This is a genomic window from Methanobacterium subterraneum, from assembly GCF_002813695.1.
Lineage (GTDB): Archaea > Methanobacteriota > Methanobacteria > Methanobacteriales > Methanobacteriaceae > Methanobacterium > Methanobacterium subterraneum.
Genome location: NZ_CP017768.1, coordinates 494,168 through 508,242 on the forward strand (window position 1 = coordinate 494,168; position 14,075 = coordinate 508,242).

Consider the following 14,075-nt stretch of genomic DNA (forward strand, 5'->3'; position numbering starts at 1 on the left):
GTTGTAACTGAATTAAATAATCCCTCTTTCGTATTGACCCTACAGACAACCGAGATGAAAAACATGGAAACACTATTTGTAATCATAATGATCGTACTCTTTTTCCTGCTCATGGCGTTTGTATTTTCCACAGCACTCCTCACCCCCCTTATTGGCAAAAAGAATTTTTTATTTGTGATTGGGTTGGGATTTGTGGTCGGTTTGATTGGTGGTGCCTTTTTTATAGCCCCAGTATATGATGATCTCCCGGACATGGCCCGTGCCCTGTACATGACCACCAGTGATCAGGCTGAAGTCATTACCCTAAACATTTCCACTGACAGCAACGTTAACCAGGCAATAGACACGGTTCGCAAAATCCCTGGAGTTCAAAGTGTTGAAAGTGGAGAAATCACCGTTAAGACCACTGGTATAAACAGTGTCTGGAGGAGTAGTTTGGAGTCGCGTATAACCACTGCCAACACCAATATCACATCAGGTAAGGTAATTTCTGATGATACAATTATTGTACAAGTCAAACCTGGAAGCGACCCCACAGACGTCATCAAGAAACTTAAAAGCTGGATGGTGCTGGTAAGTGGTATTGACATCAAATTCAGCATAGTACAGGTTAAATTGATGGTAGATGCATCTAAAGTAGATGAAGTAGTCAAACAACTACCACAGGGAGAAGTGGTGGTAACTGACATCAGTGGACCAGTGGAAAAAGAAATTCAAACCCTTAAAAACACCCTACCTAATAAGAACAATATTATACTGTTCTGTGGATTTTTGGGTGTGATTGTAGGGTTGGTGGGAATGTTCATCGACACCATTATTAGTGGTTTAAAAGGCTTTAAGAAAGGAATTCGTAAAAAAAAGGATGATTAATCATGTATAATGGTTAATCCTATTCTATTTCTTTAGTTTATTTGTATTCTATGTTTATCTATAAGTTAATATTTCTAATTTAGCCTATATCATGGTATCATGAATTAAAGATAAATAATCAATTTGAATAGACAATAATCCCTCGATAAGTCAATTAATAATGTTCTTAAAATAAGTATTAGGATGGAGATGATTATGAAAGCAGCAGTACTTTTCTCAGGTGGTAAAGACAGCACCCTGGCCGCTTATAAGGCCATGGAAGATGGTTGGAAGGTGGAGTATCTCCTTTCCATGCACTCTGAAAATCCACATTCCTACATGTTCCATGTTCCCAACATTCACCTCACCCAGTTACTCTCCCAGGCCATGGAGTTACCCCTGATCCAGGCTGAAACTCCTGGTGAAAAGGAGAAAGAATTGGAGGATCTCAAACGCGCCATGTTAAACCTTAAAAATAAGGGTGTTGAAGCAATATTTACCGGTGCAATACATTCTGAGTATCAGAAATCACGTATTGATGGCCTATGTAAAGAGATAGGATTGGAATCCATAGCACCCCTTTGGCATCGAGACCCACTTGAGTATATGCAGGAGGTTGTTAACCTGGGATTTGAGGTTATAATCACCAGTGTATCTGCCGAAGGCCTGGATGAATCCTGGTTGGGAAGAGTAATAGATGAAGATTTACTGGAAGAACTAAAGGTTCTGAATGAAAAATACGGCCTGCACATGGCATTTGAAGGTGGAGAGGCTGAAACACTGGTACTAGATGGTCCCATATTCAAAAAAAGACTGAATATCCTGGATTCTGAAAAAATCTGGAATAGGGACAGTGGACATCTTGTAATTAAGGATGCTGAATTAGTTGATAAATAGATTAGTTTATTAGTGATATCAAGCCCGGTTTTAAATAGGTTAACACTATTTTTACCACTTATTTTAGAACGTTAAACATTTGGAAAAATTTAGAAAATAAAAATTGGAAAGAGGGACTTGATTTCCCTTATTTAATGGGCACATAACCAGTCTACGAACTCTTCCACATCTTCGGTGTGGATTTCAACCTCTATTTCTCCCAGTGGGGACAGATCATCATCCACCAGATTAACAAGTCCTGCAAATGCGGCCTGTTTGCTTAACTTTATGTTAATGGTTTCGGATTTCTCATTCCATCCTTTGAGAATCATCTTCCGGGCAGTATCTCTGATCTGTCTTTTTTCCAGGAACTCTTTCAGTGGTAAAAGACAGGAAACATTCCCGGTAACAGTGACACTCTCTTCAGATATTATAATATCATCGTAGTCGAAAATATTGGATAATGCTTCTATAATTTTATCCAGATCCTCTGTTGGATTGACGGGAGCTCTAACAATTATTTTACATTTCATTTTTAAGAATACCTCGCACTGTGTTTTTCAGTTTACCTTTAGCCCCTTCATTAACCACCATATAATCAGCACTGGCAATTACTTCTCCAATACCAAATTTCAGTTCTCTTTGATCCCTTTTCTTTGCTTCTTTAATTTCTGCAGAGTCATCAGACCGCATTCTTTTTTTAAGCCGAATATACCGGGTTTTTGGTGAAGAGTGTATGGCTATGACCTTGAAATTGGGGAAATTCCTTTTGAAAATTTGCACTTCCCATGGGCTGCGAATACCTTCAATAAGGAATAACTGGGATTTCTGATCAGTGGATTTATGGGAAGATTTTGGAGTTGAAGAGTTTTTAATGGTCTCCACGCATCGATCTGCTATTACAAATTTCCCGTATTCCTGACGTAACTCCACTGCCACTTTCCCTGAGGGTTCATTTCTTTTCTGAGCTTCGTTGCGGATAACATCACCCATCCGCACCACTTTCATCCCTAAACTATCTGCAACTCTGGAAACCACACTTTTACCTGATCCTGGCATTCCAGTAACTCCAATTACTTTCATAATCTTTCATCTCTCTTAAAATGTTGTGATATAAGGTCCAGAGTATTGTGGATATTTTCAGCATTGTCAAATTCATTAACAATCTTCTCCAGATCCTCCCTGTAACATCCTTTGAGCTTCTTTACTTCAGCCATCATTAGTGGCAGGGCCCTGACCAGGTTATCCACAATGGTTATTGATGATTTTTGAGCAGTCCTGGATAAAGGGTTGAGATCAATGGTTATTACCTTCTTGTCCAGTGCAACCAGTGCCTCTGCCCGGTCCCCATCTTCCAGCGGAACCAGAACCACATCGGCCTGGTGCACACCATTTGGATGAGCTCGTGAACGTGGTCCCTTCAATCCCTCCAGGGGCAGGTAGTCATCATCTTCCTTGCCCAAAACCTCAGTGGCACCGGCACTTTCCAGCACTTCTTGAACTTTCATCACCCGCTGTGGGGTACGGTAGAATAGGTTGATCTCCACCTTTGCCTGTATTAAATTGGCCAAATTCACCATATCCTCTCCTGCTAGAACTGCAGTGTTCCCATTTACTGATAAAACCGGGTTTTTTGCCAGTAAAAGTGCTGCAGTTGCAGCTTCAATAGCTTTATTTGCAGGGGGATTTGTTTTTTCACCTAAAATGTAATCAAATGCTTCTCCTCTTCCATGGGCGATTAGTGCTGTGTCAGCCAGGATTCCTTCCTGGTAAGCTTGGGCCATTTTATCCCTTAAAAGAAGGGAATGATAACGGGGGTGGGTTGGTGAAATGTCATTCATATTTAATACTCCATCATATTCTTCTTTTCAGTATCCCTATTTATTTTTTTAACAGTCAAAAATTAACTACTAATAATGGATTTAATAGGGTAGATGTGTAAATAATCCATCTAAAAAAATCCAGAAATCTAAAAAAAAAATGACTAGATTTTGTGAACAGTTTCCATCACACTTATCGGTTTGTTCCCACTGTTACTGAAAAGCTTTTGTTCAGTCTTTAATTTCACGGTGTCACCATCTACTGCACCATAACCATTTTCCACTACGTATATGTCTGGTTTGACATTAGAACGAATATCGTACTCCACCTTAACGTAGGCCATTTTCTCTCCGGTTTCAATTACAACTCCGTAGGTGAAATCACGATGGTAACGTATCCTGAAAATAAGATAAACCACTGCAACGGCTACAACTGCAAATATTAAGATGGTGAGAGATGGGAAGAAACTGAATGAAAATGCCATGATCAGGTTGGTGTTGGTGCCCACAAGAACTAGAATAATGCCCACGGCCAGGTACATCAAGAAAAAATCCCGATAAGCAGGGAATTCAGAGCCGTACATGACTTTAACTCGGTTATAAAGGAGATAAATTATATATCCTCCTACTAAAATTCCTAAAATCGCATAAATGATAATGGAAAAGAAATTAAACAAGAAAAGCACTGATAAAATCAGGAATCCTGCAGACAATAACTGAAGACGAAATATAGTGTCTTCTTTTTCTTTGGATGTGAATGGGGTGGAAATTAGTATGATATCTGGATCAGATTTAGTGGAATTTGTTTTATGAGGGGGGTGATGATTATCATCAGGAAGTGTTTCCACGGATTTTAATTCCGGTTGTTTATCAGTAGATGGGTTTGAATTTTTATCAATCCCCAAGTTATTTCTAACCTTAGAAACATGTTCTTTTAGATTTTCCTCAGATATTTTTTCTTTTGCACGCCCAATTTTAATTTCACGAAGCCTTTGGGGGATTTTGGGAATTGCTAATATTAATGCCCCCACAAATGAAAAAAATTGTAGTATGATCTCTCCTAATTTACGGAACATGATGGGGCCTCAAGGTTTAGGTTAAAAAAACTACTTGGATGGATGTTTTGTTTTGTAAAGGCCATTCGATTTGTGTCTGATGCCATCCTTTGATGGGATTAGGATTTGTAAATGTAACACCATAATCTACATTGGCACTTACGGTTTTATTTTGTGAAGAAAGCTCCAATAGTTGATTAATAGTTCTGGTGTTGTTATCATATGTCAAATTCATATCTTGTGGCATGTAAATGTCAATTGTTCTTTTTGCCCCGGGTCCGTTAGCATAAACTAGATTTACGGCATTAGCTATGCTTTGTATAGCGTTTTTAGTATCTGATGCTCTAGAAACATCCATAGTAGAATTTACAGAATTACTTACTAGGGGTATGGTTACGGCAGCCATTATAATTATAATCACAACTATGAGTAGTAAATACTCTGCAGATGCCTGTCCTTTGTTTTCCATTTTAATCACTATGGTTATTAATATAAACTATGATTATTAATATAAACTATGATTATTAATATAAACTATTCACCTATGATTCATATAAATATTTGTGTGATTGTTTGGTAAATAATCACGGTCTGTTTAATCAATTCAGTGAATAATGCAATTGTAATTGAAAATGATATCCCTCAGACTCGTTGATGTCACTTATGTTATATCATGCTATTTAATACATTACCCATATTAGGATTTTCTGCAGTATGTAAGCTAAATCTCCAATGAAAAGGGATATGATCAGTCCGATTAAAATGGAAGGAGCGAATGGAACTCCCTTTTTCACACGGAATTCACAGGGAATCTTACCCTTGTTATGTAATTTTTTCAGGAGGTCTATGTCTTCGTTGGTCAATCCAGCAGCCAGAGTTCCAACCAGACGTTTACCAGGGGTGGTGGTGAGCATGCTGGGGTCCCTGGTTTTAAATGATTTCTTTAGCTTATCTGTGAAACTTTTATCATCCACATAGATCTCATCATCATCCTGCTGGTATATATTATACGCAGGTATCATACCTTCACTGAGTTTATTTAAGGGAATATCATCCTGCAATGCTTCCCTGCTCACTGAAGTTAAAAGTTTCCGCACAACTTCCAGGATAATAATGGAGATGAACAAAACCACAACGCTGATGATAGTAACTTGAAAGTTATAGAAAAGAGCAGCAACAGTGACCAGTGATACCACCACTGCCTTAACCCTATTGGGAAGTTTGGATATAAGCAGGGACAGAAGATAGATCAAAATTAGGGAAATTATTATTATCTGCAGACGCAGCTGTTGGGTAATGAACAGGGTTATATTAACTGCTGATGTGATCACCAGGGTCAGGACAATATTCTTCTTGTAATCCATCACAGGGGAGGTTAACTCACCCATGAGCTGTGGTTTGTGCTTGGCCACTACATAGAAGACGTATATCAGTAAGAAGGGAAGAATAGAGAGAATACTGTTAATGATCAAGGTTAAGGGGAAGGGGTAAATTCCTCCAACCGGGAAGGGCACTTGAAATAGTTGATAGGATATTAGGAGGGGGTTGAAGGGTATGAGTGCAGCTAGGGCAGTGAATAGTTTCACATCACCACCAGCCCAGGCGCCCATCTTCCAGAACAGGTAACCCAGACCAAATATCACTCCTGTAACCACCACACAAACCAGGATAAACAAAAATTCCCCAATCATAAAGGCATAAATGCCGTTTAAAGCAATTCCGATAGCTATTAGGGGAAATGTGAGTTTGTTGGGTATGATTCCTCTTTTAAGGTCCGAGTAACTGGCATAAATACAGGCTACTATGGCTATGATGACGGTGATTAAGGGGATGTCAATGATCATTTAATATCCTCGAGTCTGGGCCCTTTTTAGTTCCCTGATTTATGTTTATGATTTTCCAGTGCAGCCCTTAAAAATGATACGAAAATAGGGTGGGCTTTGTTGGGTCTTGATTTGAATTCAGGGTGGAACTGACACCCTAAAAACCAGGGATGATCCTTTAGTTCTATCATTTCCACCAGAAAGTCATCAGGTGATGTTCCAGAAATAATCAATCCTTTTTCCCTGAGAACATCACGGTAATCATTGTTTAATTCGTAGCGGTGACGGTGACGTTCGCTGACTTCCTCCTCACCGTATGCCTCATGGGCCATAGTTCCATCCTTTAGTTTGCAGGGGTATGATCCCAATCTCATGGTTCCGCCCATGTTCTTGATCTTTTTCTGTTCTTCCATTAAATCAATAACTGGGTATGTAGTTTCGGTGTCAAATTCAGTACTGTGTGCTCCTTCAAAACCCTCCAGACGGGCGAATTCAATGACCATGCACTGCATCCCAAGACAGATTCCAAAAAGAGGAACCTTATTTTGCAGGGAATAACGCACTGCATCCAGTTTACCAGAAATTCCCCTTTCACCAAAACCCCCTGGTATTAGAATGGAGTCCAGATGGCTTACCTTCTCTTCATCAATGATATTTTCAGCCTGGATCCATTCAATATTCACTTTAATTCCTAAATTAGCAGCGGCGTGTTTTAAAGATTCCCTGATGCTCATATAGGCATCTTCCAGTTCCACGTATTTACCAATGATCCCCACACTAACCTGGTAATCTTCCTGTTTAAGGGATTCAACCACCTTTTCCCATTCAGTCAGGTCCTGTTCACATGCATCTATTTTTATCCGGTTAATAATGTATTCTCCAACGTTTTCCCGGTTAATGATCAATGGAACCTCGTAAATGGACCCCACATCCGGAGTGTTTATGACTGCTTCTCGTTCCACGTCACAGAAATGGGCTATTTTATTTTTGAGGGGTTGATCAATGGATAACTCTGAACGGCAGATTATCATATCTGGTATGATACCGGTGCTCCTGAGCTCCTTGGTACTGTGTTGGGTTGGTTTAGTTTTAAACTCACCAGCAGCCCGTAAGTATGGTACGTAGGTCACATGGACGAACATCACATTATCATGACCTTCCTCATTTCTAAGTTGCCTCAAGGCCTCCAGGAAGGGTTGGCTTTCAATATCCCCCACTGTTCCTCCCACTTCCACCAGCACCACTTCGGCCTGGCTTTCTTGGGCTATTTTACGGACCATGTCCTTGATCTTGTTGGTTATATGGGGTATGATCTGCACACATGAACCCAGATAATCTCCTTTACGTTCATGGTTAATCACCGAGGAGTAAACCTTACCGGTGGTGATATTGGACTTTCCGGAGAGGTTAACATCTAGGAAACGTTCGTAATGTCCTAGATCCAGATCGGTTTCCATACCATCCTCAGTCACGAAGACCTCACCGTGTTGATAGGGGTTTAATGTACCCGAGTCCCAGTTAAGGTAGGGATCAATCTTAATGGCGGTTACATCCACACCATACGACCTTAAAATTCTACCAATAGAAGCTGCTGTTATTCCTTTTCCAATTGAACTTACCACACCACCAGTGACCACAATATATTTAGACAGATAAACCATCTCCTTAAAAAGATTTTAACATATTATTAACGGTTATAACATTATAAATTACATATGAAGCATCAAATATCTCTATTAATACAAATTTAATGTTCATAATAGACCTAATATTCTGTTCCATGGAATTATTACATGGATAATCATCATTAATGAAAGTCCAATAGGAACATCTATCTATATGTAAATATCATTAAAATAGATTTCCGAAAGGGACATTTGATCTCGGGATAAATCAGTGGGTTACCCTATAAAAAGGATCTCCTGATAAATCAGAGGATTCCCATACATAACTCATGGGGAATATAATTTTAGAACTTTTTCATGGGCATTGTATTCTGGACCATCTTCAAGGCAGGGTAACTTATTTAAGCCATATTTCCGTTCCATAGCCTTTAAAATAAGATGATCAGCCAAGTGGGGATTTTTAGGTAGTAATGGGCCATGCAGATAGGTCCCTATGCAGTTCTGGTAAACCATGCCTTCCTTATGGTCTTTGCCATTATTACCATGACCTACTACCACTTTTCCCAGGACTTGGTGGTCATGGTAGGTCCGACCGCCATGATTTTCAAACCCCACCATGGTCTCTGGGGAAAGTCCTAAAGTGTTTTTAATGATTATATTTCCAATTAACCGTCCTTCTTCACTACGGGTTTGGTAATCAAATATTCCCAGACCCGGAACATCATTTCCCTCAGCATCAATGTATTTTTCACCTAAAAGCTGGTAACCCCCACATATGGCCAGAACTGGGGCACCATCTTCAATCAAATCTCCCATTTCACGGGTGTACTTTAAAAGGTGAGAGTAAACAATGTTCTGCCCCCTATCTGAGCCGCCTCCAATGAAAAACAGATCACCATCGGCCAGGGGTACTTCGTGATTCATACTGAACCCCACCACCTCAACATTGATATTCCTCCATTGGCATCGCTGGGCTAGGCAGGTTACATTACCCAGATCTCCGTAGAGATTCAAAAGATCAGGGTACATATGATATATTTTCAGGTCCATGTTCAAATTCCCAGATTTTATTTAAATTATTTGTTTTTAAATTTTTAGAATATTTATTTTTTAATAAGTCGTATTTTTGGATATTTCATATGGTCTCAATATATTTTATTGAATTCAATAATTCAGGGTTTAATTAATTAGATCTATCGCCTGGAAAACTTAAGATTCTTTAAATATTCGCGGAAATGGGACATTTTTTTACCAGAGCCTTCTAAACGCGCTAGTACCAGTTCACGAGCCTGAAAAACGGCAGTGTAAGTTGGTAATAAGTAAACAATTTCCACCTCTTCATTTAAAACCTTACCTATAGCACTATCCATATCATCATCCACTTCCATTAGTTCCACAGGCACCCTGGCGTATTTTAGGCGTAAAGCAATATCTTCAGCCCTACGGCCGGAGCAATAGATTTTATTAATGTTTTTTACATTACCCATTTTTTCTACTTCTGCATCCCATATCCAGGACACATCCCTACCATCGGCAGGATTGTCGTTAAGCACGAATAGCATTGATTTTTTTCTTTCATCCAGAGAAACACTGCTTATGGTTTCACTGAGCCCAATGGGGTTTTTAACCAGGGCAATTTTAACGATTTTTTCAGGGAACTGGAAATTCTCCATCCGCCCCAAGTGATACTCAAATTCTTCAATGGAACGGGCAACTCTCTCTAGGGGGAGACCCATCTCCAGGGCAGTGGACAATGCCGCGCAGCAATTATATGCATTGTAAATCCCCTCATAAGCAAAGGTAATATCTTCCACTTCCTGATTCTTATCTTTAAACTGATAATGGTACTGATGATCCTGATAATCAATATCGGTTATCTGGTAATCATGGGAAGGATTGGAAAAACCACAATCAGGGCACTGGTAACCTCCTAACTGCCCATAATTATAATAATCATATTCCAGGTAACTGCTGCAGGCAGGACAGAATCTTGATTCCACAATCCCCTGCTGGAGGGTGCTGTACTGGTTACGGGCCACCCCATAGTAAATATTCCTTTTATGGAGTTTTCGGAAGTTTGAAACCAGAGGATCATCAGCATTAAGGATTAAAGTTGCATCCAATGGTTCCAGGGATTCTAATATATCCTGGAATGCTTTTTCAATCTCCCCGTAACGATCCAGTTGGTCCCGGAAGAAATTGGTCACCAGAACGTAGTCTGGTTTAAGATCCGTGGTTACTCTTTTAAAAGAGCCTTCATCCACTTCAAAAACTCCCCAATCATAATACTTTTCACGGTGATGTAGAAAGGCACTCACCAGTCCCTGGGGCATGTTAGCACCCCTTAAATTGGATAAAACTGATGGGTATTCTTTGGTTAAGATATGGGTTAGGAGGTTATTGGTGGTGGTCTTACCATTGGTACCGGTGATGATGATCTTGTTCTGACAGCGCTCATTCACCACCTTCAGGATATCGGGGTAGATGGTCATGGACACTTTACCAGGCATGGCACTGGCACTGCTTTTAAGGATTTTCTGAAGGACGAAAGAGGCTAATTTACCTCCGGCCACTGCCAGATAATACCTGAATCTTGAATAATTTATACTGAATCCCACCTTTTTAAATCATCATGATTTTATAAAATCAATAATTCCACTATTAGAACGTTACTATTTGAATCATTAAGACGAATTTCTTCCATTTTATCTGGTGTTTCCTTTGTTCCCATAATTTATGAAGAATTCAAGGAACTTGTAACCATCCATGATTTCTTTAGAATTATTTTCGAAGCTTTTTCTAACGGAAACTTCACTGTATAATTCTGTTGCATCGGCCTGGCAACCTGGAGTGTACACTGCATAGGGAACAGGATCCGAAGTATGGGTTCTGATATCTATGGGTGTAGGATGGTCTGGTAATACAGCCAAGGCATAATCATCTATAGATGGGAGTTCTTCAATTAGTTTTCCCAGTATTCGTTGGTCGATGCGTTCAATGGCACTTATTTTTTCCTGAATATCACCGGCATGTCCTGCTTCATCTGGAGCTTCCACATGGATGAAAATTAGGTCATGGTCTTCCAGTGCTTCCAGTGCATGTTTAGCTTTACCACAGTAATCAGTATCATAAAAACCAGTGGCACCAGGGACATTGACATTTGTCAACCCTAAATAGGTTCCAATTCCTTTTATGAGATCCACACCAGTTATGGTTGCACCTTTAAGGTTGTATTTTTCCTGGAAAGATGGTAAGTGTGGTTTAGGGCCCTGTCCCCATAACCATATCATGTTAGCTGGATTTTTACCTGAATCGATTCTTTTTTGGTTTATTGGGTGATTTTCCAGAACATCTGAGGATTTATACATTAATTCGTTTAGTTTGGAGGATAAATTATTTAAAACATCCCTATTCTCTGATGAGGGGTTCAAAGCATTATCTCCTTTTAGCAAGTGTTCCTGGAGGGGTTCTCCCACCTCATCATGGGGTGGGGTTGATTTAAGGAGGGCTGCATTTTTATCATTGTAAACAAATAAATGTCGGTAACTGGTCCCCAGATAAAACTTCCCATAACGGAAAAAGGCCTGGTTTAAGCTTTCAATCAACTCGGCAGCTTCTGCAGTGCTGATGTGCCCGGCATTAAAATCCGCAAGAAGACCATCCTTTTGGGTTATGAGATTACAACGGAAGGCCACATCATCATCTTTGAGAGTGGCTCCAATACTGGCTGCTTCCAATGGGCCTCTGCCAGTGTAATACTTTTTAGGGTCGTAACCCATTATTGATAGGTTGGCCACATCTGATCCGGGTTCCATTCCCTGAGGAACGGTCTGCAACATCCCGCAGGACCCGTTTTTTGCTATAAAATCCATATGAGGTGTTTTAGCTTTCTGGAGAGGTGTTTCCCCATTGAGTTCTTTTAATGGTTCGTCAACCATCCCATCTCCAATAACAACAACGTATTTCATTCATTATCTCCTTCTATCCCCGGTTAAACTTAAATTTAAATTGTATGTGGTCTTTTGTAATCGTATATTCTCTATTATTGTTTTTTTGTTATATCATTCATTAACTGCATTTTTTCAATAAATAGGCATCTAATTGCTTAATAAATAGTATTTCACTCTTTTAAATTAGGCATATAAAAAAATAGGAATCTGGTTTATTTCCGGACTTTCCAGATACTCAGAATATCGCTTAAAATGGCGGAGGCAGTTTCCACAGATCCTGCACCTTTACCCACCACCGTTACATCATCAGCTAGGTCGGTTTTAAGGGTGGCCACGTTTAGGGTGCCTTCCACTGCAAAGGGAGATCCTTTAGGCACAAGGCGGGGTGATACCTCAAGAGCATCTGGTGAAGCTTCACCGATAAGTTTAATTAACAAACCTTCCTTCTTAGCTAAAGCAATTGATTCAGCAGTTATTCTGGATATTCCCTCAACTTCCACATCTTTAAGTGTTACAGGAAGGTTTAAAACAGAGTTGGCCAGTATGACTATTTTGCAGGCAGCATCAATACCCTCAACATCCTGATAAGGATCAGTTTCAGCTATGCCCATCTCCTGTGCTTCAGTTAGGGTTTGTTCATATGAAGAACCTTCATTGGCCATTCTGGATAGAATATAATTGGTGGTTCCATTTAATATTCCATAAACTGATTCTATACTGCACCCGGCCAGGGTTTCGTGGGCAAAGTTAATTATGGGCATGGCACCACCCACTGATGCTTCGAATTTAAATTCCACCCCATTTTCTTGGGCTGAACTGGCCAGTTCCTGGAATGATAATGCAAGGGGTCCCTTGTTGGATGTGGCTACGTCTTTACCATCTCCCATGGCCTTCAGGATATGGCTACGGGCTGGTTCACCATCTTCAATATCGGTGGGAGTAACTTCCACCAGGCAATCATAATCCACATCCTCAAGAACCTGAAGACTGGAAACACCAGCAGCACCGTATTCTGGGTAAGCAGATATTTTACCAGTTTCGTTCTTGGTTTCAAGGAGTACTTCTTCATCCAATCCATTTACATTTATTGCAGCCCCGGAGCGATCAGTCACCGCAACGATCTGGGGGTTAAGGTCATATGTACTCTTTAAATACTCTTTTTTCATGGACAGGACACGGGCCACTCCCTGTCCCACTGCTCCAAAACCTAAAATAATAATTTTCATGGGATCACCAAATTTATTCCATTATCTAGAATTTTCACCGTTTTCTAGAGTTTATATTCCATTTTTTAAACTTCATTAATAACCAGGAAGCCTTTCTGATCCCCAACTTCTTTGATATTTTTGAGTATTTCATTTTTCTGTCCGAAATCTGCTTCCATAACTATTTTGGTGGCAGAATTTTTGGGTTCATCGGACATTTTAAGATCCAGATCAGCAACCCGTACTCCTTCCAGCTGGTTTAGCAGGGTTAAAGTTTCCTTAACATCTTCTTCCACAATATCCCCCACCAGAACTGTGGTGATCTGTTCCTTCCTTAAAACACCATCCACGGCCATTATCTGAATATCCTTGGCTTCCAGTGAATCCATAACCTTGTCCAGGGTTTCCTTATCTCCTTCTATGGTTATTTGCACCGGAACTGTTCCACGTTCAGTTTTAACATCTCTCTGGTGAATAACTGCAACAATGTTAGCCCCCAACCTCCCCATTGGTTCGAGTACTTCTAATAATTGTCCTGGAACATCTGGTAAATCCAGTACAAGGTTGAATCTCATTTAACCCACTTTCCTTTCTCTGCTATCAAGTTACCTTCTTCATCCACATGGGCGTTGCGCATGATCTTGGAGGAATCCTTATCCTCAGCACAGTCTTCCCGTGATAAGTTAACATTATCCACCATGTAATGGGTTTCTTCCAGTTCAGGTATGTCTTTCAGGGCTTCAGAAAAGCTCTGGAGTATCTCTTCAGCCTCTTTTTCAATCTTCAACTTTTTCACTCCCAGAATTTGTGATTACTATTTTCAGATTAAATTCTAGTTATTAATTTATTATCTGTATTGAATTTATATGAAT

General features: G+C 39.9%; 15 protein-coding genes. 2 read left to right on the forward strand and 13 right to left on the reverse strand.

The annotated features are described in order from the left end of the window. The first annotated feature begins 63 nt into the window (after positions 1–63). Positions 64–870, forward strand: coding sequence for a hypothetical protein (locus BK009_RS02375; protein ID WP_100908911.1), 807 nt, complete (start codon positions 64–66; stop codon positions 868–870). A gap of 195 nt (positions 871–1,065) precedes the next feature. Beyond that, positions 1,066–1,746 (forward strand): diphthine--ammonia ligase, encoded by a 681-nt coding sequence (locus BK009_RS02380; RefSeq protein ID WP_100906495.1) that lies wholly within the window; start codon positions 1,066–1,068, stop codon positions 1,744–1,746. A 131-nt stretch (positions 1,747–1,877) separates the two neighbouring features. Here the strand turns inward: BK009_RS02380 and BK009_RS02385 are convergent, their stop codons facing one another. The 13 genes from BK009_RS02385 to gatC all read right to left on the reverse strand — a co-directional run bounded on the left by BK009_RS02385 (position 1,878) and on the right by gatC (position 13,990). Continuing rightward, the gene (locus BK009_RS02385) at positions 1,878–2,258 is read right to left on the reverse strand and encodes an RNA-binding domain-containing protein (RefSeq protein WP_100908912.1); all 381 of its coding nucleotides are present in this window, start codon (positions 2,256–2,258) and stop codon (positions 1,878–1,880) included. Further along, positions 2,248–2,808, reverse strand: coding sequence for an AAA family ATPase (locus BK009_RS02390; protein WP_100908913.1), 561 nt, complete (start codon positions 2,806–2,808; stop codon positions 2,248–2,250). Before BK009_RS02390 ends, BK009_RS02385 begins: the two co-directional genes overlap by 11 nt. Then, positions 2,805–3,566, reverse strand: coding sequence for a phosphopantothenate/pantothenate synthetase (locus tag BK009_RS02395; RefSeq protein WP_100908914.1), 762 nt, complete (start codon positions 3,564–3,566; stop codon positions 2,805–2,807). The genes BK009_RS02390 and BK009_RS02395 overlap by 4 nt, the downstream gene beginning before the upstream one ends. Positions 3,567–3,709: 143 nt before the next feature. Continuing rightward, complete coding sequence (locus tag BK009_RS02400) at positions 3,710–4,621, reverse strand: DUF2101 family protein (protein ID WP_100908915.1); 912 nt, start codon at positions 4,619–4,621, stop codon at positions 3,710–3,712. 16 nt (positions 4,622–4,637) lie between these two features. Beyond that, positions 4,638–5,069, reverse strand: coding sequence for a class III signal peptide-containing protein (locus BK009_RS02405; RefSeq protein WP_100906490.1), 432 nt, complete (start codon positions 5,067–5,069; stop codon positions 4,638–4,640). A gap of 211 nt (positions 5,070–5,280) precedes the next feature. Next, positions 5,281–6,444 carry an A24 family peptidase C-terminal domain-containing protein gene (locus BK009_RS02410; RefSeq protein WP_100907687.1) on the reverse strand — a complete coding sequence of 388 codons (1,164 nt, stop codon included), beginning with the start codon at positions 6,442–6,444 and terminating at the stop codon, positions 5,281–5,283. A 26-nt stretch (positions 6,445–6,470) separates the two neighbouring features. Next, positions 6,471–8,084, reverse strand: coding sequence for a glutamine hydrolyzing CTP synthase (pyrG, locus tag BK009_RS02415; RefSeq protein ID WP_100908916.1), 1,614 nt, complete (start codon positions 8,082–8,084; stop codon positions 6,471–6,473). Between the two features lie 291 nt (positions 8,085–8,375). Continuing rightward, complete coding sequence (locus BK009_RS02420; protein ID WP_100908917.1) at positions 8,376–9,098, reverse strand: type 1 glutamine amidotransferase; 723 nt, start codon at positions 9,096–9,098, stop codon at positions 8,376–8,378. 143 nt (positions 9,099–9,241) lie between these two features. Then, positions 9,242–10,666, reverse strand: a complete 1,425-nt coding sequence (locus BK009_RS02425) for a Mur ligase family protein (protein ID WP_236951014.1) — start codon at positions 10,664–10,666, stop codon at positions 9,242–9,244. Positions 10,667–10,753: 87 nt separating this feature from the next. Next, positions 10,754–12,016 carry a cofactor-independent phosphoglycerate mutase gene (locus BK009_RS02430; RefSeq protein ID WP_100908918.1) on the reverse strand — a complete coding sequence of 421 codons (1,263 nt, stop codon included), beginning with the start codon at positions 12,014–12,016 and terminating at the stop codon, positions 10,754–10,756. Positions 12,017–12,210: 194 nt separating this feature from the next. Continuing rightward, complete coding sequence (locus BK009_RS02435; RefSeq protein ID WP_100906485.1) at positions 12,211–13,224, reverse strand: homoserine dehydrogenase; 1,014 nt, start codon at positions 13,222–13,224, stop codon at positions 12,211–12,213. Between the two features lie 65 nt (positions 13,225–13,289). Continuing rightward, positions 13,290–13,778, reverse strand: coding sequence for an ACT domain-containing protein (locus tag BK009_RS02440; RefSeq protein ID WP_100906484.1), 489 nt, complete (start codon positions 13,776–13,778; stop codon positions 13,290–13,292). Further along, positions 13,775–13,990 (reverse strand): Asp-tRNA(Asn) amidotransferase subunit GatC, encoded by a 216-nt coding sequence (gene gatC, locus BK009_RS02445; RefSeq protein WP_100906483.1) that lies wholly within the window; start codon positions 13,988–13,990, stop codon positions 13,775–13,777. Before gatC ends, BK009_RS02440 begins: the two co-directional genes overlap by 4 nt. Positions 13,991–14,075: the final 85 nt, after the last annotated feature.